Here is a 20228-nt window from a genome sequence, read left to right as displayed (position 1 = left end):
CTAATACTTCAATAGTTATTAACAAATAGTGGAGATTTAGTGGAGAAATTTCTCCTACAGCTTAAAATACTACTAAAGAATGACTATATTTATTACCTTAGGTATAGATAACGCAATAATGAAAATATCAAAAACGTTAATGTTTTAGTAACAGCTCATGTTAATAAAAAAAAATTAAGTCTAAGTAATAAAACTAAAGCTTGCTTTCGAGAATAAAAATATAGCGGAGTTCTCCACGGCTTTTCCACTATTTAGATTTAATCTAAGTCTCAAACGATAAATTAATGAAATTTTCCTTATAGAACCTTTTTTACTAGCTTAAGCAGCAATTGTTTTACTATGTACCAATTTTACGGATAAAAATTAAGTGTTAATTAAATATGAGATACATCTTTCAAAAAATCTTTCTTTGGGTAGTTGAGTTATTGTCTGAAAACGCAAGATGCTTAGCGGCAGGGGGGTAAAATGCGCCAACTCATTATCCAAGTACCACGAGGAAATGGAAAAGCTATTATCGATATTGCCAAATCTCATAACGGCACAAATCTAGCTCGATTTGAAGGAAATGCAGAAGAACCGATTGATGTAGTGATTGTTCATGTTTCTAATCGAGAAGTTGGCAAAGTTCTGGAGAAGTTGCAAGACTTGCCCAAAGTACAAATTACGCTCATACCAACTGGTGTGATGACTCTGCAACCCCCTGCATTGGAAGCGCCGCAACAAGTTGTAGATGTGGAAGAACGCAGTCCGATTGAGATTTTTCTTTCTGGTTTGCAAAGTGTTGCCTCTTGGCGAGGTTTTCTTAGTTATGCAGCACTGGCAGGCTTTGTAGTCTGGATTGGCTTGTATACTAGTACAGCTTACTTGCTGGTGGCGGCAATGCTGATTGCACCGTTTGCAGGCCCGGCAATGAATACAGCGATCGCTACTGCATGGGGCGATCGCAAACTCTTAGGACGGAGTATTTTACGATATTTTGCCGCTTTAGCAGTCACAATTGCCACTACTTGGCTACTTAGCCTGATATTACGGCAAGAAATTCCCACTAGTTTAATGGTAGAAAGTAGCCAAGTTTCAGCAGTCGCAGTGATTTTGCCATTGGCAGCCGGAGCAGCAGGAGCGCTCAACTTGGTGCAGTCAGAACGGAGTAGTTTAGTATCTGGGGCAGCAACCGGGATGCTAGTTGCCGCTTCCTTAGCTCCACCTGCGGGAATTATCGGTATGGCAAGCGCAATTGGCAGATGGGACATGGTAATTTCGGAGCTATTCTTACTGTTTTTGCAACTATGCGGTATTAATTTTTCAGCAGCACTTTTGTTCCGAGTATTCGGGCTGTCTGCTCAAGAAACTCGCTATCAGCGTGGTAAAAAACGGGTATTCTTTTCTGCCTTGGTGATCACTGTCATAGCGTTGGCAGGTTTACTAACTTGGCAGTTCTCTAATTCTCCCAATTTACAACGCTCTAGCCTTGCCCAACGTGCTAACGCCCAAGTTCAGAAAACTGTGGAACAAGTTGGTTTAGCAAAATTAGTCGAGTCGAATGTGCGCTTTACACGATCCAATATTGAAGGGCAAAATACCCTGCTATCTGTTGTTTATGTGCAGCGTCAACCGGGAGTTACAGCGTCTAGTGAAGAAATACGCGATCGCCTCATCCAATCAATTCAAACTCAATTATTGAAACAGGACTTTAATGTGACACCTTTAGTTGATGTCAATGTGCTAGAAACACCTGCTAGTAAACAATAAGACCATTTATGAGTAGTTCAAAGCTTTCAAAAAAACAAGCCCTAGAAAAAGAACGTAATGAAGTCTTGCAACAGTTGGAAGATTGGTTAGAAATTCCAATGCTGGTGCTGGGCTTTGTATGGCTAGCATTATTCATCATCGAGATCATCTGGGGATTAAACTCTTTACTGGAAGCCTTTAGCATCACTATTTGGATTATTTTTATATTAGATTTTCTACTTAAACTAGCGATCGCTCCTCATAAACCTGACTATATCAAAAGCAACTGGCTAACAGCTATTTCTTTGGTGTTACCAGCGCTGCGTACTTTTCGGATTATACGGGTGGTACGGGTATTAAGAACAGCACGGGCTGTGCGAGGGCTACAACTGTTGCGAGTTATGACTCGTGCTAATCGAGGGATGCGGGTTTTAGGAGCAAGTATTAGCCGTCGAGGGTTTGGTTATGTTGTGGCGTTAACAATGATCGTTACTGTAGTAGGAGCAGCAGGGATGTATACATTTGAAAACGAAGTTCCTGTGGAATCAGGGCTGCACAGCTACAGCACTGCTTTTTGGTGGACAGCCATGCTAATGACAACGATGGGTTCTGACTATTCGCCCAAAACGCCCGAAGGACGGGTGCTTTGTTTTTTCTTAGCATTATATGCGTTTGCCGTGTTTGGTTATGTCACTGCAACTCTGGCAACGTTTTTTATTGGTCGTGATGCCGATGATGATGAAGCAGAGTTAGCTGGAGCGAAATCGATTCAAATGCTTCACAAAGAAATCGCAGCATTGCGGGGGGAAATTCAAGAATTATTGCATCAGAATTTAGAGCGTTGACGTTAGAAAAAATTAACTAGTGAGGAAACTTCATGAATGCAGAAATATCCACAGCTTGGGATAAGATTCAAAGCATGATTAACGGTTTGATAGCTTTGCTACCAAACATTTTATTAGGGTTAATTGTCTTCATCTTCTTTTTGTTTATTGCTAGCAGAATTAAGGCACTGGTCAAGCGCTTAACTCGCAACCGTCGTTCTGCTCGAAATCTAGGATTAGTACTAGGAAGGTTAGCACAAGGCCTAACAATTTTGATTGGGTTGTTTATCGCCCTTTCCATTGTGATTCCTACATTTCAAGCTGGTGATTTGATACAACTTTTGGGAATTAGTGGTGTTGCAATTGGTTTTGCTTTCCGCGATATTTTGCAAAATTTCTTAGCTGGAATTTTAATTCTGCTGACTGAACCTTTTCAAATTGATGACCAAATTGTTTTTAAAGGCTTTGAGGGAACTGTCGAAAATATCGAGACACGCGCGACAACAATCAGAACTTATGACGGTCGGCGGATTGTCATTCCTAACTCGGAATTGTTTACTAATTCGGTAACTGTAAACACTGCCTTTGATAACCGACGATTAGAATACGATGTTGGCATTGGTTACAACGATGACATTGACCGTGCCAAGCAGTTAATGCTAGACGCAATGCTTAGTGTAAATGAAGTTTTAAAAGATCCGGCTCCTGATGTACTAGTAATGGAACTTGCCGAAAGCACTGTTAACATCCGTGTGCGTTGGTGGGTTCATCCACCACGACGCGCAGATAATCTTATTTCGCGGGATAAAGTGATTACTGCAATCAAGAAAACGCTTGTTGCAAACGGCATTGACTTACCTTTCCCAACTCAACAAATTCTGTTCCACGACCAGACAGAAGAGACAGATGGAAACCGTTCCCGTCAGCGTGAAGGTTGGCCCGCAGGTAAAGGTGAAGTACCGAAGCCTCGCCGCATCAGCGATTCGCTTAGGTTACTTGCTCAAGCACGCTCCTCAGAAGATAACAACGGTAAAGTAGATTCTCAAAGCAACGAACAATGAGAAATGTCAAGTTAAGCAAACTTTGGGATCAGCTCCACTCAAGTTACTGGTTCATACCGACGGTTATGGCGGTGGTAGCTACTGCTTTGGCTTTCACAATGCTTAATCTTGACCGTACAGGCAAGGTAGACATTGATTATTGGTGGGTTTACACAGGTGGAGCTGATGGAGCGCGATCGCTGTTAGGATCGGTTGCAGGTTCGATGATTAGCGTTGCTGCTACAGCCTTTTCAATTACAATTGTGGCGCTTCAGTTGGCTGCTTCCAATTTCGGGCCGCGACTTCTGCGTAATTTTATGCAGGATACAGGTAATCAAATTGTACTAGGCACATTTATTGGTACGTTCATCTACTGCTTGCTTGTACTGCGGACAATTCATGGAGAGGGAGATGGATACGAACAGTATGTGCCACAACTTTCGGTTACAGTCGGCACTTTACTGGCAATTATTAGCATTGGTATATTAATCTATTTTATCCATCATGCTTCAACCATAATTCAGGCATCTTACGTAATCCAAAATGTTAGTGATGATTTACATTCAGCAATTGAACGGTTATTCCCCGAAAAGATTGGGTATGGTGAACCAGAATACAGACAAGGAGTTGAAGAAATTCCAATGTCTTTTGAGGAGGAAGCTTTACCAATTCGAGCGAATGGCACTGGTTATTTACAAGCAATTGATGACGAAGAATTGATGGAAATTGCTTGTAAACATAATTTGCTAGTACGCCTTAAGATTAGACCGGGGAAATTTCTAATTCAAGGTAGCGATTTAGCATTGGTTTTTCCTGGAAAGAAAGTAAATAAAAAACTTACCAAACAAATCAATGATGCTTTTATTTTGGGCAAAGAACGTACAGAACAACAGGATATAGAGTTTCCAATCGATCAATTAGTAGAAATTGCTCTGCGTGCCATTTCCCCTGGAATAAACGATCCATTTACTGCAATTCGCTGTATTGACCGAATTAGCGCAGGACTGTGCCACTTAGTTCAAAGAGATTTCCCTTCGCCCTACCGCTACGATAAAAATAAAAAATTGCGCTTCATTGCCGAAGGAGTCGATTTTCAAGGATTGGTTGATCGTGCTTTTAACCAAATTCGGCAGTATGGAAAGTCGGATGCAGGAGTAACTATTCGTTTGTTAGAAGCTATAGCTGCAATTGCTACTTACACCAATAATTCTAAATATCAAGCAAGCCTGCACCATCATGCCGACATGATTTTACAAGATAGCCGTGAAGAGCTATCACAAGAACAAGACCGCAAAGATGTAGAAGAGAGTTATTATCAGGTCATTAAAAATTTAAATAATGATGACAATAATAAGGATTGGGATTAATCAGAATAATGGCGTTTTAAATTAATATTTTTGAGGTAATAACTATGAAAATTCTGAATTGGAAAGGTTATCGAATTATCGCATGGATAGGACAGGCTCTACTAACAATTTTTGTCATAGCCGCAGCAGTTCAAGGTAAATGGTCAAATGCCTTGGGTCTCGCTTTTTTCCTTGTTGTATCCTTTGTGTTTGTCATCCGAGATGATAAATTACCCACTTTATTTGATTTTTTGTTTGTCTTGGCTGCATTGCTCAATGCTACTGGTTGGGTGTGGAATTTATTTGGTATGCCAGGCCCCTATGACGAGATTGTTCATGCTTATACGACTTCTGCAATTACCCTGGCACTTAGTTTTTTAGTCTATGGTTCAATGTTGAATATATTTCGGAATCATACACTTTTGTATTTAGTGACAATTACTAGTTTTGGAATTGCTATTGGTGCTTTGTGGGAAGTCACGGAATGGTCTGCTGGCAAAATTCTTAATACCCAAGTAATTGAAAGCTTGGATGACACCATTATTGATTTAGTGATGGACTCTTTGGGGGCTGGATTAGCAGCTTTAATTAGCCTTTGGGCGTTGCGAAATTGGACAAATCGTAATGCAGAGGCAAATCATTCGCAAACTGAGACATACATTTAAATGACATAATATTTAAGACTTGAAATAACTATGAATACTTTTTATTAGACCTCTTGCAAAAATCCTTGAATCACCCCTCCCCAACCCTACCCGATGTGTTGGGGAGGGCGCAATATTTCAAGTTTCTTTATAAGGGGGGTCTATTCGACTTATGCAAGAGGTCTATTTACTAAAGCTATATTCATAACTAGTTTTGTTCGGTTTAGACGGTTCAATATACAAGTAATTATTTGTGAGTTTTTAGCAGTTTTACTTAGACAATCATCAGCACCGATCGCAAATATTTGCTCAACAATATCTGCTGATAAATTATCAACCAGAAACAGTACTGGTAAAAACTTCCAGTACGGATCGTTACGTACTACCTGACAAAGTTCAATGCCATTAATATGAGGCATTTCCACATCTAAAATTAGCAAATCTGGAGAAAATTCTGTCAGATTATCCCAGAAGTAGTGTGGATCTTCAAGAATTTTTAGAGTAAGTCCTAAAGCTTCTAAAGATTGTTGTATAACAGTTAATGTCTGTGCGTCATCGTCTACAACCATTATTCTCGCTTTAGTAATACGAGTTTGCTGTAAAACTTGGGCCACTGACTCCAAAATTTCGTTAGGAGACATGGATTTTTGCAAAAAAGCACGTCCCCCAGATCGTGCAACCTCTAGGCGTAGGCGAAGCCCGCCGCAGGCATCGCTAAAATCATTTCGCTCTGTAAAAATTAACACAGGTAGTTGTGGCGTTGGCGTTTCGCCCACCATAGGTGTTCGCTGGGATAATTCTCTTATTAATTTCAAGCTGTCTTTCTGAATATCAATATCAAGTAGCACCACATCGGGGTTCAAGGATGAGATTATACTTTTGGCGGCGGTGAGATTAGTAGCAACTTTAATTTGTAGTTCCTGATTCTCAGCCTCCTTTATCAATTCCTCAACTACTTGTTGATCATTGCTAATTACTAATAGTAGATTTTGGGTTTGTTCAACTGTGCTTTTTTCTAGCTCTCGTTGCAACTCCATCAAGAGCTTATCTAAATAAAAACATTTAGCTTGGCTAATAGATTTTTGATTTTGAAGTAAATCTTCAATCTCATTGGCTAATAACGAACCTTTTGGAAAGCCAAAGCTACCCAAAGAACCAGCTAGTTTGTGAGCTTCTTGCTCTGCTTTTTGCCGCAATTGAGCGTCAAGTGTACCTTTTCTTAAAGCATCAGCTGCTAGTTTCAATACTGCAATGCGCGAACCAACCTTAGCTTTGAAATTTTCCCGCTCTTGAGCAATGGCTGTTAGTAGAATTTGCTGCTGTTTTAAATCTATTTCCGGCTCAGGTTTCGGGCAACTTTGCTCACGATCTAGAGCTTTTAAACGATAACCCATTCCATAGACAGTTTCTATAAAATCATAGTTAGCACCTGCTGCTTTTAGCTTTTGCCGTAAACTTTTGATATGAGATTTAATCGTATTTTCTTCAGGTGGATCTTTTTCAGCGCTCCAAAGTTGATCTACAATGGCACTCCGGCTAAAGATGCGCTGGTTGTTACGTAAAAAAAGGTCTAAAAGGCTAAACTCTTTTGCTGTTAAATTTAGTGTAATGTCTGCATAAGTCACTTCACAAGTACTAGGATCGAGACGCAAGGCTCCCCATTCCAAAACAGGAGGTAAAGAAGTATTTCCTCGACGTAATAAAGCACGAATCCGAGCTGATAACTCTTGAAAATCAAATGGTTTGACTACATAATCATCTGCTCCGGCATCTAAACCGATAACTTTATCAGTTTTAGTCTCTTTTGCCGTTAAAAGAAGAATCAGCATTTGATAACCTGACTGCCGTAATTGTCGGCAAAGACTTATGCCATCTAGCTTTGGTAGAACAATATCTAACACAATCAGGTCATAGTGACAGACATTAACCAATTCCCAACCGGCTTCACCATCAGCAGCAATATCAACCACATAATTTTGTTTGGTAAGATATCTTGCTACAGCTTGAGCAAGCAAATCATCGTCTTCAACCAACAGAATTCTCATGAAAATGTTTGCTTGTAGAAGCAACCGTGAGCGCTGTAATCAAATTTATATAACTTAGGTTATGCCCTTTTCAGTTTTATATGACATCTATCAAAGGCAAGGTTTAAGCAACAGATTCGCCCTATCTAATACCAATTCAATTAATGATTGCATTATATCCTTGGGTAAAGACGCGATGAATCGCGTCTCTACAATCGCTCAATTTCTGATTTTGTCTATATTTAAAAAATTGCTCAGATTTTACCAGACATTTTACCCAGGCTGGCAACAACGGCAATTAATTCAGCTGCTCTAACTGGTTTCGCAATATGTAGCTGAAACCCTGCTGCTAATGCCTCCTTGTAATCTTCTACCCTGGCATACCCCGTCAGTGCAACAGCAGGAATCCGCCCGCCTTGTTCTGCTTCAATTTCTCTGATTTTACGCATCAGCGCGTAGCCATCCTCGCCTGGCATCCCAATGTCGCTGATTAACACATCTGGATGTAATTCTTCTAGTGCCTCAAGTGCCTGTCTTGTAGAGCTAAAAGTACTAACTTTCGCTCCAGACTCTTCGAGTACTGCGGTAATCCACTGCCGCACATCCGCCTCGTCATCTACAACCAGCACTCGCAAGTTGGTAAGGAGGTTGGGGGATAAGGGAGATGGGGGAGATGGGGGGGAAAGACTTTCTTGTCTGCTTTCTTCTAAAATGGGTAAGTTGACTGTAAATGTTGCACCTTGCCCTATTCCTTGGCTTTGGGCTTGGATTGTGCCACCATGCAGTTCTACCACATGACGGGCGATCGCTAGCCCTAAACCTAGTCCTTTATTTGACCGAGTATGACTACTATCTGCTTGGCAAAAGCGCTCAAATACGTGAGGTAGAAAGTCAGCACTTATACCCTGCCCTGTATCACTCACTTGAATTTGAACATAGTTAGGAATTGAGGGTTGGGAAAACTCTTCCCCACTCCCTGCTCCCCACTCCCTATTCCACACTTCCTTTGACAACCGCACCTTAATTCGTCCACCGTCGGGTGTAAATTTAATTGCATTGGTGAGCAGATTTAACACAACTTGTTGCAAGCGATCTGAATCACCCGAAATTTTTTCTATTGAAGTGTCAAGTATAGTTTCAATTTGAATACTCTTAGCATCTGCCAGTGATTGTACAACTTCGATTGCGGCTGTAATTACTTCTACTAAATGTACCAAATCAATGGAGAGTGAAAGTTCTCCTCTAACAATACGCGAAATATCAAGTAAGTCTTCAATAAGTTGCATTTGTAAATTAGCGTTGCGTTCAATTATCTCCAATGCAAGAGTTACTTTAGCTTCATCTAGCGCACCCGTTTGCAACATCCCAGCCCAACCAATAATTGCAGTCATGGGGGTACGTAATTCATGGGATACTATTGCTAAGAATTCGTCTTTGGAACGGTTTGCAGCTTCTGCTGCACTTTGTGCCGCTTCGCTAACAGCGCGTGCGGCTTGTTCTCGTAGCAGCAGTTGCTCCTTTTCTTCTTCAACTTGTTTGCGCTCAGTAATATCTTGCATGATTTTAGAGAAGCCGCGCAGATTTCCATTTTCATCTCGTAAAGGTGTGATTACACAATGCGCCCAGAAAAATTTACCGTCCTTACGGAGATGCCAACGATTTTCCTTAGAAAAACCCTCAGTTACGGCTTTTGTTAATACTTGTTGTGGTTGTCCGCGCTCAATTGCTTCGGGTGAAAAAATTCGCTCAAAAGGTTGACCAATAATTTCCGCTTCTTGATAGCCTAAAATACGTTCGGCTCCAATGTTCCAACTGGTAAAGTTACCGTTTGGATTTAACATAAAAATTGCGTAATTAGTTACTCCTTCTATTAACAATCGATAACGTTCTTCACTTTGGCGCAGACTGTCTTGAATTTGACGTAGAGACTCGTAATTTTGCTGGGCGGCTTGCGCGTTTTTCTGAGCTTGCGATCGCGCCTGGCGCAGTGCGGAGTTAAGTGAGCTGATCAACACTGCTACCAGCACAAACTGAAATAACCCTATTACACTGAACCCAGTAACAGCCAGAGAATAAAAAGGGGGCAAAAGAAAGTAAACGCAGACAATAGCAGACAAAAAAGTTGCCAACAATCCTGGGTTGAAACCACCATACCAGGAACTAACCATGACAGCAGCTAAAAACAGTGGGTAAATAGAATTCAGCCTGTGTAGCTGCCATAGAAGCAGTGTCAGCAGTAAAGCTAGTAAAACCGTTAAGAATGCAATGCTATAGCCTTGTAGTTGCGATGGCCTCCGGTCGGTCGGAGACCATCGCCTAGCGTCCCCGTAGGAAAGGCGGGGCGTTGGCATTAGCATTGGTGTTCGCGTTCGCGTCTCTGAAAGAGAAGCCTCTCGTTGGCGCAGCCTCTCCGATAGGAGAAGAGAAGCCCATCGTGTCAATCTCCACATTTTCTATTACTTCTGGTTATGCCATCTGTTTATTAAACTTCTACTCTAGTTTTCCACTTTCAAGTTTTACCATTAAAAATTAATTTTAAGAGGATGGTAGTTTTAAACAATGCCCCTCATTACATACATTCGAAGAATTAAAGCACTAAGTAATAATAATTTAAAACAGGAAGATAATAACGATGACCTCTAAGCAAATCTTAGTGATTGATGATGAAGATGACATCCGTCAATTGATTCAGACTTGTCTAGAAATAATGGGGGGCTGGGAGGTGTTGACTGCTACTTCAGGTAATCAAGGATTGTTCTTAGCTCAGTCATCTCAACCCGATGCCATACTTTTGGACGTAATGATGCCTGATATGGATGGTTTGACAACTTTTCAAAAACTACAGGCTAATCAAACAACTAAACATATACCTGTGATTTTACTTACAGCAAGAGGACGTAATAATGACAAAAGTCTATTTAATAATCTAGGTGTCAGAGGCATAATCAGTAAACCATTTAATCCTCAGAAACTAGCTGTTCAAGTAGCAGCAGCCTTGAGCTAAAGTATATTACAAAATCTGGTGTTTCCAGTTTAGCTATTCATGAATTAAGTAATACTATAGCAGTCCTAAATGATTTGTGAAAAGCTGGATACCAGAAATAGGATTACTGTAGTACAGCGCGGCGTAAATAAAGCAACTATTTCAAATCGTTCAAAAGCCTGTCTTCTAAAATTTTTGACTTTTGACTTTTGACTTTTGACTTCCGCCTTGCGATAGTAGTCTCTCTACTTTCAGGTAGATTTCCTTGGAAAAAAAGGGTCTATCTATAGTTTTGGTAGTCTCTTTCTTAAGTCGTAGTTTTTTCCGAAAATACATATCCTCCACTAGTTTTCCACTTTTACTCTCTAATTTAGAACTAAATCAATAAATATTAGTTCTGAATTTAAGATAAATTTCTTTTCAGTAAAACAACTAATATTCCAAAAAGTAAATACATTAATTTGTGAGTTTTATATAAAAGATGAAGTTAAACTCCAACGTCTTATATTTACTTAAATCATCTACTTAGGGAGTATATTATATATGATAAATAATTTAGAATCACTTTCACATCCACCAAGCAAGCAAAAATTTGCTGCTACATTGCGTTTAGTAAGTCGAATTACTTTTTGGGTACAATTAGTACTTGGTGGTATTTCTGGCATTGCTGTATTGCTGGCGTGTTTTAGCCGTAACATTACTACTCAGACAAGCAATGCAGGCATAGGGTTTGGAATATTTTTGGCTATTGTTGGTATTTTATTGCTGTGCTTTCGAGTCTATTGGGCTTTGCGTTATCGAAAAATGGCTAAACTTTTACAAACACCAAATTCTCAAAACCATCCCAGTAAGGAAGACGTAATTCAAAATTTACGAATTGGATTAATTGTAAGTTTGGTAGGTTTATTAATAGCTTTTATTGCTTCTGAAGTGACGGTTTCAATCATTTTGGGTAAAGCAGTAGCACAACCTCAAGGTGTTGCAATTTATCAGCCAGAGAATGTAATTCGTTCGCTAGACATTTTTGTAATGTTAGCAAACGTCAACATGATTGGCGCTCACTTTTTTGGGGGAGTTACTTCTCTAGGTCTACTTTATTGGTTAGAAGAGTAATGGGCACAGTATTGATTTGATTCTGCCAGCTATGGCTATAGAAGTACTAACCTATATCTAAAATAGTATTTGCCAAATGTATTAAGATTCTGCTCTACTTTTCCACCATAGATATCTAACCCAAAAATACAGACTGTCTGTTTTCATTCTCCTCTTTTGGTTGAGCAGATCAATTTTCCCTAGACCTAAAAGATTATTGCAAGAATAGTTAATAGGCTAACTAAAAATATTCTCTAATCTTTCACTAAATGTCAATATTTGAACTTTCAAATAACAAGCAAAAATGAAACTGTCAGGAGGTAGTTATGTACAAACTAAATCGTTCTTCTTTAAAAGAAGTTGGATTAGTAGGAACAATTTTTGGAACTCTGCTAGTCGGGTTCTCTGCAATTACTCAATCAGCAGTAGCACAGCCGCAAACTTCCCAAATTAATCCTTGCCCTAGTATTTTCTACGAAGAACCACACCGCAATCGAGTTATGGTTCCAGTAGGATGTCCACCAAATGCTGCAACTTTAAGATTCGGAGGACAACAGGGAACTACTGGTTCCCAGAGTAATATGGTTCCTGCCTATCCTATGAATGGAAGACGCATAAATGTTATACAACCACCTACTCCAGAAAGTCGGCAAAGTGCGATTGCAACTATTACACCAACAGCAGATACAGTCGATGTGAAATTGAAAAATAACACTAACGCTGGTATCTCTTATCAAGCAATCGGTCAGACCCAACCTCGATATCTTGCAGGTGGACAAGAATTTGTCTTACGTAACTTACCAACACCTATCAGTATTACCTTGGTACGTCAAGATGGTGGACTGCTTAAAGTTATGCCCACATCTACTTCTGAAGGGACACTCGCAGTTTCGTTAGATGAAACAACCAATTTCGATGACAATCAAGGCGTATTGAGAATTCAAAAAGATGGTCAAGTCTTTTTGAATTAATATAATTCACCGCAAAAATGTTGAACGCCTTAAAACGCTGATTACAACAAATCAAAAGTTTTGTGATCGTTCAATAATATCAGGTTCAGTTGAAAAATTATCACTAGGACTGATGTAAAAGCTTTTGAATAATAAGTCATGATCTGAACTTGATATTTAGTCAACCCAAATGGAGATTTTGAAATGGTTAACTTTATGCAAACTGAATGGAGTTCTAAAGGAACTATTGCTTTAGCAATATCTGCAATGCTGCTTGGAAGTTGTACCAACAACTTAGATCAACAAGCCGCAGTACCAGAAACCAATGTGACTACAGAAGAAGTTGCAGATAATACAAACCAACTGATTGGCAAAACTGTAACAATTAGAAGTACACCTGTCAGAAAATTGGGGCCGTCAACTTTCACAATTGCCGATAAGCAATTTTTTAGTGCTAAACCAATTTTAGTTGTAAATGCTTCGGGTAAAACTTTTACCTTGCCTACTGCCCCAAATACACCAATTCAAGCGACAGGCCCAGTTCGTAACTTTGTGATTGCAGATATTAATCGAGATTACAACTTGGGCTTAGATCCAAACTTGTATAAAGAGTACGAAACCCAACCTGCAATTATCGCTCAATCAATTGCACTTGCTCCTAAACCAGGTGAACTTACCACAAACCCTCAACTATACTACGGTAAAAACTTGGCAGTGACAGGTGAAGTAGAAAACATCAGAAATGCCAATTCTTTCACCTTAGACGAAGACAAATTATTTGGTGGACAAGACTTGTTAGTGATCCGTGCCGGTACTCCCAAAGCAACTGTCAATGAAGGTGAGAAAGTTGCAGTCACAGGTGTGTTGCGTCCGTTTGTTGTAGCTGAACTAGAACGAGAATATAACCTGAAATGGGATTTAACTTTACAAAAGCAGCTAGAAGCAGAATACACTAATAAACCTGTATTAGTTGCAACAGAGGTATATCCCTCAGCAATTCCACAATAAAATATTCTATAGCTATCAGGAAAGCTTTACATGAATACCCGCAAGACAAATAACCATAAGGGCAATGAATGATAATTCCCAAAGAGGAGATTTCTTACAGGCTCTAGGTCAAACAGGGGTATTAGTTTTCCTGGTAGTCATGGCTATGGTAGTGAGAAGTTGTAGCTTTTTTGAGGCAAAGGCAATTATCACTAATACATCTAAAATTGCTGAAAACACTGACGAATTTATCGGGAACTCTGTAACAGTTAAAAGCAGAGTAAGTCAGAAAATTGGTTCGAGTTCATTCACGGTTAGTGATGCACGGTTCTTTCGCGGTGAACCTCTTGTAGTTGTTAATGCTTCAGGCGTGCCTTAGGCTAAAGCAACTAAGAGAGGCGGACAATTCCACTTCAAACATATTGAGTTAGAAATTTATTTTCTGAGCGCCGATTTAGTCTGAATTGAGTGGAAACCTGGGATATATGCCATAAGAAATGGCATATCGCTGCCGGCATTTTTGAGTACTCATCCCGCAACAAGCGATCGCATCACTGTCTTAAGACCGGATACTGTTGATGCTTTGTTATCAAGTTCAGAGATTGATGCACTTGAGTTTCGCCAAAAACAAATTCGACCTTTGATTGATAAAGGTTGGGATAAAATTCTGGCTCGATTTTACGCCTTAATTGCAGAATCAAAACGAAAAGGAAACAAAATTACGCAGGACAAGCCATGCTAATCAGGTCTATGACATATTTATCTACTACGGAGGATGTAGAAAATTGCCGGAATCTGCATATTATTAACAGAATAAATTTTGGGGTAGGCTCAAAATATTTAGTCCTAACCCAACCTGAATAAATAAAAATATGGCACTAGGTGATCCATTTCCTGAAAACATTAAACAGCCAGTAAGACAAGCAGCTTCTTCTCTTTGGGTTGAGCGATTAGCAAGATTAGGCTATGCTGCAAAAGGTTTAGTTTATTTTATCGTGGGTTTGCTAGCAGCACAGGCAGCATTTGGTTCTGGTGGCAAAACTACAGATACTAGTGGTGCGTTAGAGACGATTGTCACCCAGCCTTTCGGTAAATTTCTCCTCGCTATCGTCACCCTTGGGCTGATTGGGTATGCACTCTGGCGTTTTGTGCAAACTATTTTCGATCCCGAACATTCCGGTAAAAAAATGAATGCTAAACGAATTGTCAAGCGTCTGGGCTATGCTTTTAGCGCGATCGCTTACTTCAGTTTGGCTGTGACATCTATAAAACTAATTATTATGGGTTCAAGTAGTAGCGATAGCGATTCAGTCGAAGATTGGACGATATATTTTTTAAATCAACCTTTTGGGCGATGGTTAGTAGTGTTTTTGGGTTTGACAGTGATTGCTGTTGGAATTTCTTACCTTTATCAATCATATAAAGGCAAATTTTGCAACCATTTTAAACTTTATCAAATGAGTCAGACCGAGCAAATTTGGGCAATGCGTCTGGGTAGGTTTGGGATTGCTGCTCGTGGCATTGTTTTTGGTATCATCGGCATTTTTATGATAGTGGCAGCAATTCAATTGGATGGTACTCAAGCTAGGGGATTAGCTGGTGCATTAGCAGCTTTGGCAAAGCAGCCCTTTGGCCCCTGGATTTTAGGTGTGGTGGCTTTGGGTTTGATTGCTTACGGTATGTATTCCGTAATTGAGGCTCGCTATCGACATATTACTAATTTATAAATTCGCTGATAAAAAAAATACACTTTTGATTCTACTCTTTATCAAAAATGCAAAATCTTTGCTATAAGAATGCAATTTTTTACTCCTTAGATGTTGAGACATTCATGGACTCAGACGGCGATGGTGTTGGCGATTTCCAAGGACTAACTAAGTGTCTAGATCATCTTTCTGGACTGGGAATTACCTGTTTATGGCTATTACCGTTTTATCCTTCTCCCAATCGAGATAACGGCTACGATGTCATGGACTACTACAACGTTGATCCACGATTGGGGACACTAGGAGATTTTGTCGAGTTCGTTAAGAGGCGAACGCCGTCGGATTGAACTCACATACAGTCTGCTATTCAGCTTACCTGGGACACCTCTGCTACGCTATGGCGAAGAAATTGGGATGGGTGAAGACTTTCACTTGAGGGGAGAAATAGTGTCCGCACAGTCATGCAATGGTCAGATGCACTCAATGGCGGCTTTTCTACCGCTTCGTCAGATGTTCTTAGCCGACCTGTGATTAAAGAAGGAGAGTATGGTTATAAACAAGTGAATGTGGCAAATCAACAACGCGACCCCAACTCCTTAATCAATTGGATGGAACATATAATCCGTATTCGCAAGCAGTTTCCAGAGTTCGGTTGCGGTAAGTGGCAAATTCTAGAAACTGATCAACCGTGTGTTTGGTCACTGCTGCGAGTCGGAAGGTAAGAATGCGATCGCTTTACATAATCTAGGAGATCGTTCATGTACAGTCACGCTAAAATCTGATGAGTATAACCATTTAATTGATATATCTAGTGATTCCCAATAGGAACCTCTGGACATTAATTTGCCTTCCATCCCAATAGAAGCATACGGCTATCGCTGGTTTCGCGTTAAGTAATTCAACAACTTATACTAATTCTCCAAAATCAAGCAACAGACGCAACCTCGAAAAACCAGACTGAATCTGATTTTCTTAATTACGAATTACGAATTGGTATTATCTTTATGGCAAACATTGGATACCACGCTTCTCATGAGCAATTTAAACCGAGCGAACTGCTAAAATACGCGCAAATGGCAGAACAGGCAGGTTTTACTCATGCTCTCTCTTCTGACCATTTTCACCCTTGGAGTGAAAACCAAGGGCAAAGTGGTTTCGCTTGGTCTTGGTTGGGTGCAGCAATGCAAGCAACTCCAACACTTTCCTATCGGGTTGTCTGCGCTCCCGGACAACGGTATCATCCGGCGATAATTGCCCAAGCTGCGGCAACTTTAGCAGAAATGTTTCCCAACCGCTTTTGGCTGACTGTCGGTAGCGGTCAAGCACTTAACGAATATATTACTGGAGAACACTGGCCCGTAAAAAGCGATCGCAATGCTCGTCTCAAAGAATGTGTCGATGTTATCCGCGCACTTTGGGCAGGGGAAACTGTCACTCATCACGGTCTAATCTGTGTTGAAGAAGCAAAGCTTTATACACGTCCCCAAACACTACCTTTAATTATTGGCGCTGCTGTTACCGTTGAAACCGCAGAATGGTTGGGCAGTTGGGCAGACGGATTGATTACAACTTCGCGCCCTCCAGAGAAGTTAAAAAAGGTTGTAGATGCTTTCCGTAGAGGCGGAGGGGAAGGCAAGCCAATGATATTGAAAGTGCAGCTTTCCTATGAGCGTGACGAGCAAACAGCACTCCAAAAAGCTCATCAGCAATGGCGCAATAATATCTTTAAGAATATCGTGATGACAGAACTGCGATCGCCCCGACAGTTTGATGCGGCTGGGGAGTTTGTTCAACCGAAAGAGTTATATGAACACGTTCGTATTTCAGCAGATCCTCAACAACATATCGAATGGTTAAAAAAAGATATTGAATTGGGGTTTGATGAACTAATTTTGCATAACGTTAACCGGGAACAGCAGCAATTTATCGAAGTGTTTGGTGAGAAAGTTATTCCGGCTTTGGTATAGTAATTTATTGATAGGTTTAGTCATTATATAGCAATCCTAAATTTGAGTTTATCTTTAACTTCACTCCATAAACCAGATCGTTGGAGTGATCGCTCCGACTCATCTCCCTAGATTTCTTAGACAAAGCAATCGCGACTTATTTTCCTTATCAGGGCGACTGCCATTATATCAATAAGCAAACTTATTCTCAATAAAGTTTAAAATGATGTCATTAACTCTTGCTTGTTGCGAAAGGTATAGGCGTAGCCCGTCGCAGACGGGAGCTTTGGGGCTTGAAAAATAATCAAACGCGAAAGGTAAGATTTTTTCCTTGGTTCTTAACCTTCGTTGTGATCAAGAGTAATTTTGAGTCAAATACAATAATAACAACAGCGTTCAAATAATTTGCAAGTCAATAAAGACACAAGCTTTCTAGCAAATTTTCCGGACTAGTGACAAAACGCTTGTAGAATTATTCAGTACATTTTGAAGTTAGTACTGAGTATGCGTTCTATTCTCTATTGTTTGATTACAAGCTTGATTTGTACTTGCTTAACTGCTGGTTGCCAACAGAAAGTAAGTAATTTATCTTTTGTAGTTCTTGGTAGCTCTGCACCTGAAAATGTACTCTCCCAAATTACCGAATCTCCTGCTGCCAACGATTCTATATCCTATCGAGGTGACGGACGGAGATTTCGCTAATCCTAAAAAATAGTCATATTTTACAGTTTTGAACACAGATAAGGCTGTGACTGCGCCCGTACAACATTAGTATTAAAGGCTAGGGTATGGAGTCAGTACAAACGAGAGTAGCAAAGTAATGAAAAATCTTCAGCACACTAATCCTGATCCTGATTTTGAGAAGCTTTTCGTTCAGATTAACCCGAAAATAGCAAATACTTTCACTGATGAGCAGTTAGAAGCTGTAATAAGAAGTTTTGGCTCTCATGGTTGGGCACGTCATCCTTTAGACATAAAAGTTTCAGTACCAATTCCTGGATTAAGGTTTTATCTAGTGTTGCTAGCAGGTTCAGAACGTCGCTCTCAAGAGCGTTTACGCTCTAGCAAAGGTTTATATCCTTTTTGGACTGTTGGCAATGCTTTGTTCCTCATAGGATTTATAATTATTTTATTGGCTTGCAGTTACATTCTATTTCCTTTTGTATTATCTTTAATTACTACCAGATATACCTCCTCTTCTCCTACTTTAATTCCTTGGATTGGTGATGGGTTTGAATGTGAACACACTCATAGAGTCTGGCATGATGGAAAGTGTTGGTATTATGAACACAGTCCGAATTTTTAAACTTTATTCTTAACAAAAAATTAAGATGTTTAAAAAGCATTTAACCAAAAACTATTCCACAACTGATCCTTTTATACAACATTTTTTTGCCTCCATTAGTCCTAAAATAGCAGCTAGCTTTACCCATGCCCAATTAGCAGAGCTAAAAAATGTATTTGGAAATCGCGTTGGCAAGCGCCATACTGTGAATATTAGGCTTTCTATTCCATTTTTTAAGAAGTCTTTTTATCTAGTTTTTTTATTGGGCAAAGAAAAGCGTTTAAAAAACCGTTAATAAATGTTGGATTCGGGAAGGAAAAAATTTCAATCTTTTGCGATCGCTCTTGATATGGGAAGACTATCGGTTCTTGGCAACTTTTGGTGATGATAAAAGGTTACGCACTTTAGGGCAGAAGGCAGAGGGTAGAAAGCAGAAGGAAGAAAGATATAATTAAGATACTTCAAACTTCACTCCATCAAACATCCGAGGGATAAGCCTCAAGCTTGGTTATGTATCTACTATACCTTGTCACTAGTTTTGCACTTTATCTAATCCATATTCCTTGTTTACCAAAATACGTGCAACTATAATTCACACATTCTTTGCTCCGGAGCAAAGAGCTTCTCAGAAAAGCTCATCTAGAAGTGTTGGTTTAAAATCTGTCTTATCAAAATTTTTGCAGACATCTAATTTTGGTAATGGCTTTTTGGTTTTCGCTTTTTTGACTAGAGTTTAGACTAAGCAGCAAAAACGACCTAGGAACGCTGAGTTAAAAAAACAGGCTTGAGGCAGAAAAATCGACAATCTTAAGTAGATGTTGATACTCATTGGATGGAACCCGAATGGATTGCTCTTGCTGACGGCGCATTTGGTCTTGTGCCAAGGCATCTTCCAGGGTGGTGTTAGTGATATTCTTTGTTCTGTGAGCCAAAGCAGTATGTTCCCTCTTTTGTCACTCTGGGGAAATAAAAATTGGGGCTAAATGATGAAACCTAGATTTAGTGGGAAGATTAGCGATCGCAAGCTAATAGAAACCTTCAAACAAAGCTCTACAGTTAAAATTCTATCTGGGCAAGGGTTTAGCGATCGCTTACTTCTTCTATTCTCAGATTTCCTTACTCAGCACCCCATGCCCTGCCAAGGAAGAAGCTCAAAGTCGCGGATGCCGTCTACTTAACTGCTGGTTGCCAACTGAACGTAAGTAATTTATTTTTCTTCAGTAATTCTTGGTAGCTCTGCACCTGAAAATTTACTCTCCTAAACTACCTAATCTCCTGCTACCAGGGATTCTATATCCTAATTTTTATCCACTGAGATAATTACGTTGTGTAATCGGGAACGATGAGTAATTAATTAACGCCGACGCTTCACAAGCGTGATGTGGGCGATCGCACTCATACCTAAAAGCCATCCCCCTGATGCTTCAGGTACGCTAACTTTCAAGCGATTAATGGGTTTAGAAAGATTTTCCAAAACCTTCGCAACTTTCCGGTCAAAGCGATCGCTCTTTGAGGAAAAACTTGGTTCTTCAGTACTTGTTATGCCAAACTAATAAATAAAATGCCAATTTCATAAGCATCTGACTCTAAAATTTTCAAAGCTTCTAAATCCATAACCAGAACGTTTAATCAGTTTAAGCTTGTTATTAATTCCCTCAACCATGCCACTATTT

Annotated in this window: 22 protein-coding genes; 18 read left to right on the top strand and 4 right to left on the bottom strand. The window is 39.9% G+C overall.

Features of this window, described 5'->3' with window-relative positions; all coding sequences use genetic code 11:
- Window positions 1–465: 465 nt before the first annotated feature.
- The 5 genes from H6G26_RS28110 to H6G26_RS28090 are packed head-to-tail and all read left to right on the top strand — an operon-like array spanning window position 466 to window position 5603.
- Entirely contained in the window at window positions 466–1749 is a 1284-nt protein-coding gene (locus H6G26_RS28110; RefSeq protein ID WP_190733373.1) for a DUF389 domain-containing protein, read from the top strand.
- A gap of 8 nt (window positions 1750–1757) precedes the next feature.
- Window positions 1758–2573 carry a potassium channel family protein gene (locus H6G26_RS28105; protein WP_190733371.1) on the top strand — a complete coding sequence of 272 codons (816 nt, stop codon included), beginning with the start codon at window positions 1758–1760 and terminating at the stop codon, window positions 2571–2573.
- A 32-nt stretch (window positions 2574–2605) separates the two neighbouring features.
- Window positions 2606–3613 (top strand): mechanosensitive ion channel family protein, encoded by a 1008-nt coding sequence (locus H6G26_RS28100; protein WP_190733369.1) that lies wholly within the window; start codon window positions 2606–2608, stop codon window positions 3611–3613.
- Window positions 3610–4959 carry a DUF2254 domain-containing protein gene (locus tag H6G26_RS28095; RefSeq protein WP_190733367.1) on the top strand — a complete coding sequence of 450 codons (1350 nt, stop codon included), beginning with the start codon at window positions 3610–3612 and terminating at the stop codon, window positions 4957–4959. The genes H6G26_RS28100 and H6G26_RS28095 overlap by 4 nt, the downstream gene beginning before the upstream one ends.
- Window positions 4960–5003: 44 nt before the next feature.
- Window positions 5004–5603: a hypothetical protein gene (locus H6G26_RS28090; protein ID WP_190733365.1), complete on the top strand. Its 600-nt coding sequence runs from the start codon at window positions 5004–5006 to the stop codon at window positions 5601–5603.
- A gap of 149 nt (window positions 5604–5752) precedes the next feature.
- Here H6G26_RS28090 and H6G26_RS28085 read toward each other — a convergent pair whose 3' ends face one another.
- Both H6G26_RS28085 and H6G26_RS28080 read right to left on the bottom strand, forming a co-directional pair.
- On the bottom strand, window positions 5753–7627 hold the full coding sequence (locus H6G26_RS28085; protein WP_190733363.1) for a response regulator: 1875 nt from the start codon (window positions 7625–7627) through the stop codon (window positions 5753–5755).
- Window positions 7628–7860: 233 nt separating this feature from the next.
- Entirely contained in the window at window positions 7861–10056 is a 2196-nt protein-coding gene (locus tag H6G26_RS28080) for an ATP-binding protein (RefSeq protein ID WP_242053915.1), read from the bottom strand.
- A gap of 182 nt (window positions 10057–10238) precedes the next feature.
- Between H6G26_RS28080 and H6G26_RS28075 the strand changes: the two genes are divergently transcribed.
- The 12 genes from H6G26_RS28075 (at window position 10239) to H6G26_RS28025 (ending at window position 18850) form a co-directional block, all read left to right on the top strand.
- Entirely contained in the window at window positions 10239–10610 is a 372-nt protein-coding gene (locus H6G26_RS28075; RefSeq protein ID WP_190733361.1) for a response regulator, read from the top strand.
- A 522-nt stretch (window positions 10611–11132) separates the two neighbouring features.
- Window positions 11133–11702: a DUF3611 family protein gene (locus tag H6G26_RS28070; RefSeq protein WP_190733359.1), complete on the top strand. Its 570-nt coding sequence runs from the start codon at window positions 11133–11135 to the stop codon at window positions 11700–11702.
- A 305-nt stretch (window positions 11703–12007) separates the two neighbouring features.
- Entirely contained in the window at window positions 12008–12652 is a 645-nt protein-coding gene (locus H6G26_RS28065) for a hypothetical protein (protein WP_190733358.1), read from the top strand.
- A gap of 183 nt (window positions 12653–12835) precedes the next feature.
- Window positions 12836–13639 carry a hypothetical protein gene (locus tag H6G26_RS28060; protein WP_190733356.1) on the top strand — a complete coding sequence of 268 codons (804 nt, stop codon included), beginning with the start codon at window positions 12836–12838 and terminating at the stop codon, window positions 13637–13639.
- A gap of 64 nt (window positions 13640–13703) precedes the next feature.
- A complete protein-coding gene (locus H6G26_RS28055; RefSeq protein WP_190733354.1) occupies window positions 13704–13997 on the top strand; it encodes a hypothetical protein in 294 nt (97 codons plus the stop codon).
- Window positions 13998–14138: 141 nt separating this feature from the next.
- Window positions 14139–14360: a hypothetical protein gene (locus H6G26_RS28050; RefSeq protein ID WP_242053914.1), complete on the top strand. Its 222-nt coding sequence runs from the start codon at window positions 14139–14141 to the stop codon at window positions 14358–14360.
- 130 nt (window positions 14361–14490) lie between these two features.
- Window positions 14491–15345 carry a DUF1206 domain-containing protein gene (locus H6G26_RS28045; RefSeq protein ID WP_190733352.1) on the top strand — a complete coding sequence of 285 codons (855 nt, stop codon included), beginning with the start codon at window positions 14491–14493 and terminating at the stop codon, window positions 15343–15345.
- Window positions 15346–15449: 104 nt separating this feature from the next.
- A complete protein-coding gene (locus H6G26_RS42920; protein WP_229561448.1) occupies window positions 15450–15671 on the top strand; it encodes an alpha-amylase family glycosyl hydrolase in 222 nt (73 codons plus the stop codon).
- A 114-nt stretch (window positions 15672–15785) separates the two neighbouring features.
- On the top strand, window positions 15786–16046 hold the full coding sequence (locus H6G26_RS42915) for a hypothetical protein (protein ID WP_242053913.1): 261 nt from the start codon (window positions 15786–15788) through the stop codon (window positions 16044–16046).
- A 267-nt stretch (window positions 16047–16313) separates the two neighbouring features.
- Window positions 16314–17291: a TIGR03885 family FMN-dependent LLM class oxidoreductase gene (locus H6G26_RS28035; protein ID WP_347242510.1), complete on the top strand. Its 978-nt coding sequence runs from the start codon at window positions 16314–16316 to the stop codon at window positions 17289–17291.
- Between the two features lie 799 nt (window positions 17292–18090).
- On the top strand, window positions 18091–18576 hold the full coding sequence (locus H6G26_RS28030) for a hypothetical protein (protein ID WP_190733348.1): 486 nt from the start codon (window positions 18091–18093) through the stop codon (window positions 18574–18576).
- Between the two features lie 25 nt (window positions 18577–18601).
- Window positions 18602–18850: a hypothetical protein gene (locus H6G26_RS28025; protein WP_190733346.1), complete on the top strand. Its 249-nt coding sequence runs from the start codon at window positions 18602–18604 to the stop codon at window positions 18848–18850.
- Window positions 18851–19325: 475 nt separating this feature from the next.
- Here H6G26_RS28025 and H6G26_RS28020 read toward each other — a convergent pair whose 3' ends face one another.
- Window positions 19326–19487: a hypothetical protein gene (locus tag H6G26_RS28020; protein ID WP_190733344.1), complete on the bottom strand. Its 162-nt coding sequence runs from the start codon at window positions 19485–19487 to the stop codon at window positions 19326–19328.
- 51 nt (window positions 19488–19538) lie between these two features.
- Between H6G26_RS28020 and H6G26_RS28015 the strand changes: the two genes are divergently transcribed.
- Window positions 19539–19733: a hypothetical protein gene (locus H6G26_RS28015; protein ID WP_190733342.1), complete on the top strand. Its 195-nt coding sequence runs from the start codon at window positions 19539–19541 to the stop codon at window positions 19731–19733.
- Between the two features lie 392 nt (window positions 19734–20125).
- Here H6G26_RS28015 and H6G26_RS28010 read toward each other — a convergent pair.
- The coding region (locus tag H6G26_RS28010; RefSeq protein WP_190733340.1) for a transposase at window positions 20126–20228 on the bottom strand (103 nt) is incomplete at its 5' end.

Origin of the sequence: Nostoc sp. FACHB-888, from assembly GCF_014696655.1 — a bacterium.
Taxonomy (GTDB): domain Bacteria; phylum Cyanobacteriota; class Cyanobacteriia; order Cyanobacteriales; family Nostocaceae; genus Nostoc.
This window is presented reverse-complemented; position numbering and strand designations above follow the sequence as displayed.

Coding starts and splice junctions, on each gene's coding strand:
- H6G26_RS28110 (WP_190733373.1), top strand. CDS start 466: ATGCGCCAACTCATTATCCAAGTACCACGAGGAAATGGAAAAGCTATT.
- H6G26_RS28105 (WP_190733371.1), top strand. CDS start 1,758: ATGAGTAGTTCAAAGCTTTCAAAAAAACAAGCCCTAGAAAAAGAACGT.
- H6G26_RS28100 (WP_190733369.1), top strand. CDS start 2,606: ATGAATGCAGAAATATCCACAGCTTGGGATAAGATTCAAAGCATGATT.
- H6G26_RS28095 (WP_190733367.1), top strand. CDS start 3,610: ATGAGAAATGTCAAGTTAAGCAAACTTTGGGATCAGCTCCACTCAAGT.
- H6G26_RS28090 (WP_190733365.1), top strand. CDS start 5,004: ATGAAAATTCTGAATTGGAAAGGTTATCGAATTATCGCATGGATAGGA.
- H6G26_RS28085 (WP_190733363.1), bottom strand. CDS start 7,627: ATGAGAATTCTGTTGGTTGAAGACGATGATTTGCTTGCTCAAGCTGTA.
- H6G26_RS28080 (WP_242053915.1), bottom strand. CDS start 10,056: ATGTGGAGATTGACACGATGGGCTTCTCTTCTCCTATCGGAGAGGCTG.
- H6G26_RS28075 (WP_190733361.1), top strand. CDS start 10,239: ATGACCTCTAAGCAAATCTTAGTGATTGATGATGAAGATGACATCCGT.
- H6G26_RS28070 (WP_190733359.1), top strand. CDS start 11,133: ATGATAAATAATTTAGAATCACTTTCACATCCACCAAGCAAGCAAAAA.
- H6G26_RS28065 (WP_190733358.1), top strand. CDS start 12,008: ATGTACAAACTAAATCGTTCTTCTTTAAAAGAAGTTGGATTAGTAGGA.
- H6G26_RS28060 (WP_190733356.1), top strand. CDS start 12,836: ATGGTTAACTTTATGCAAACTGAATGGAGTTCTAAAGGAACTATTGCT.
- H6G26_RS28055 (WP_190733354.1), top strand. CDS start 13,704: ATGAATGATAATTCCCAAAGAGGAGATTTCTTACAGGCTCTAGGTCAA.
- H6G26_RS28045 (WP_190733352.1), top strand. CDS start 14,491: ATGGCACTAGGTGATCCATTTCCTGAAAACATTAAACAGCCAGTAAGA.
- H6G26_RS42920 (WP_229561448.1), top strand. CDS start 15,450: ATGGACTCAGACGGCGATGGTGTTGGCGATTTCCAAGGACTAACTAAG.
- H6G26_RS42915 (WP_242053913.1), top strand. CDS start 15,786: ATGCAATGGTCAGATGCACTCAATGGCGGCTTTTCTACCGCTTCGTCA.
- H6G26_RS28030 (WP_190733348.1), top strand. CDS start 18,091: ATGAAAAATCTTCAGCACACTAATCCTGATCCTGATTTTGAGAAGCTT.
- H6G26_RS28025 (WP_190733346.1), top strand. CDS start 18,602: ATGTTTAAAAAGCATTTAACCAAAAACTATTCCACAACTGATCCTTTT.
- H6G26_RS28015 (WP_190733342.1), top strand. CDS start 19,539: ATGATGAAACCTAGATTTAGTGGGAAGATTAGCGATCGCAAGCTAATA.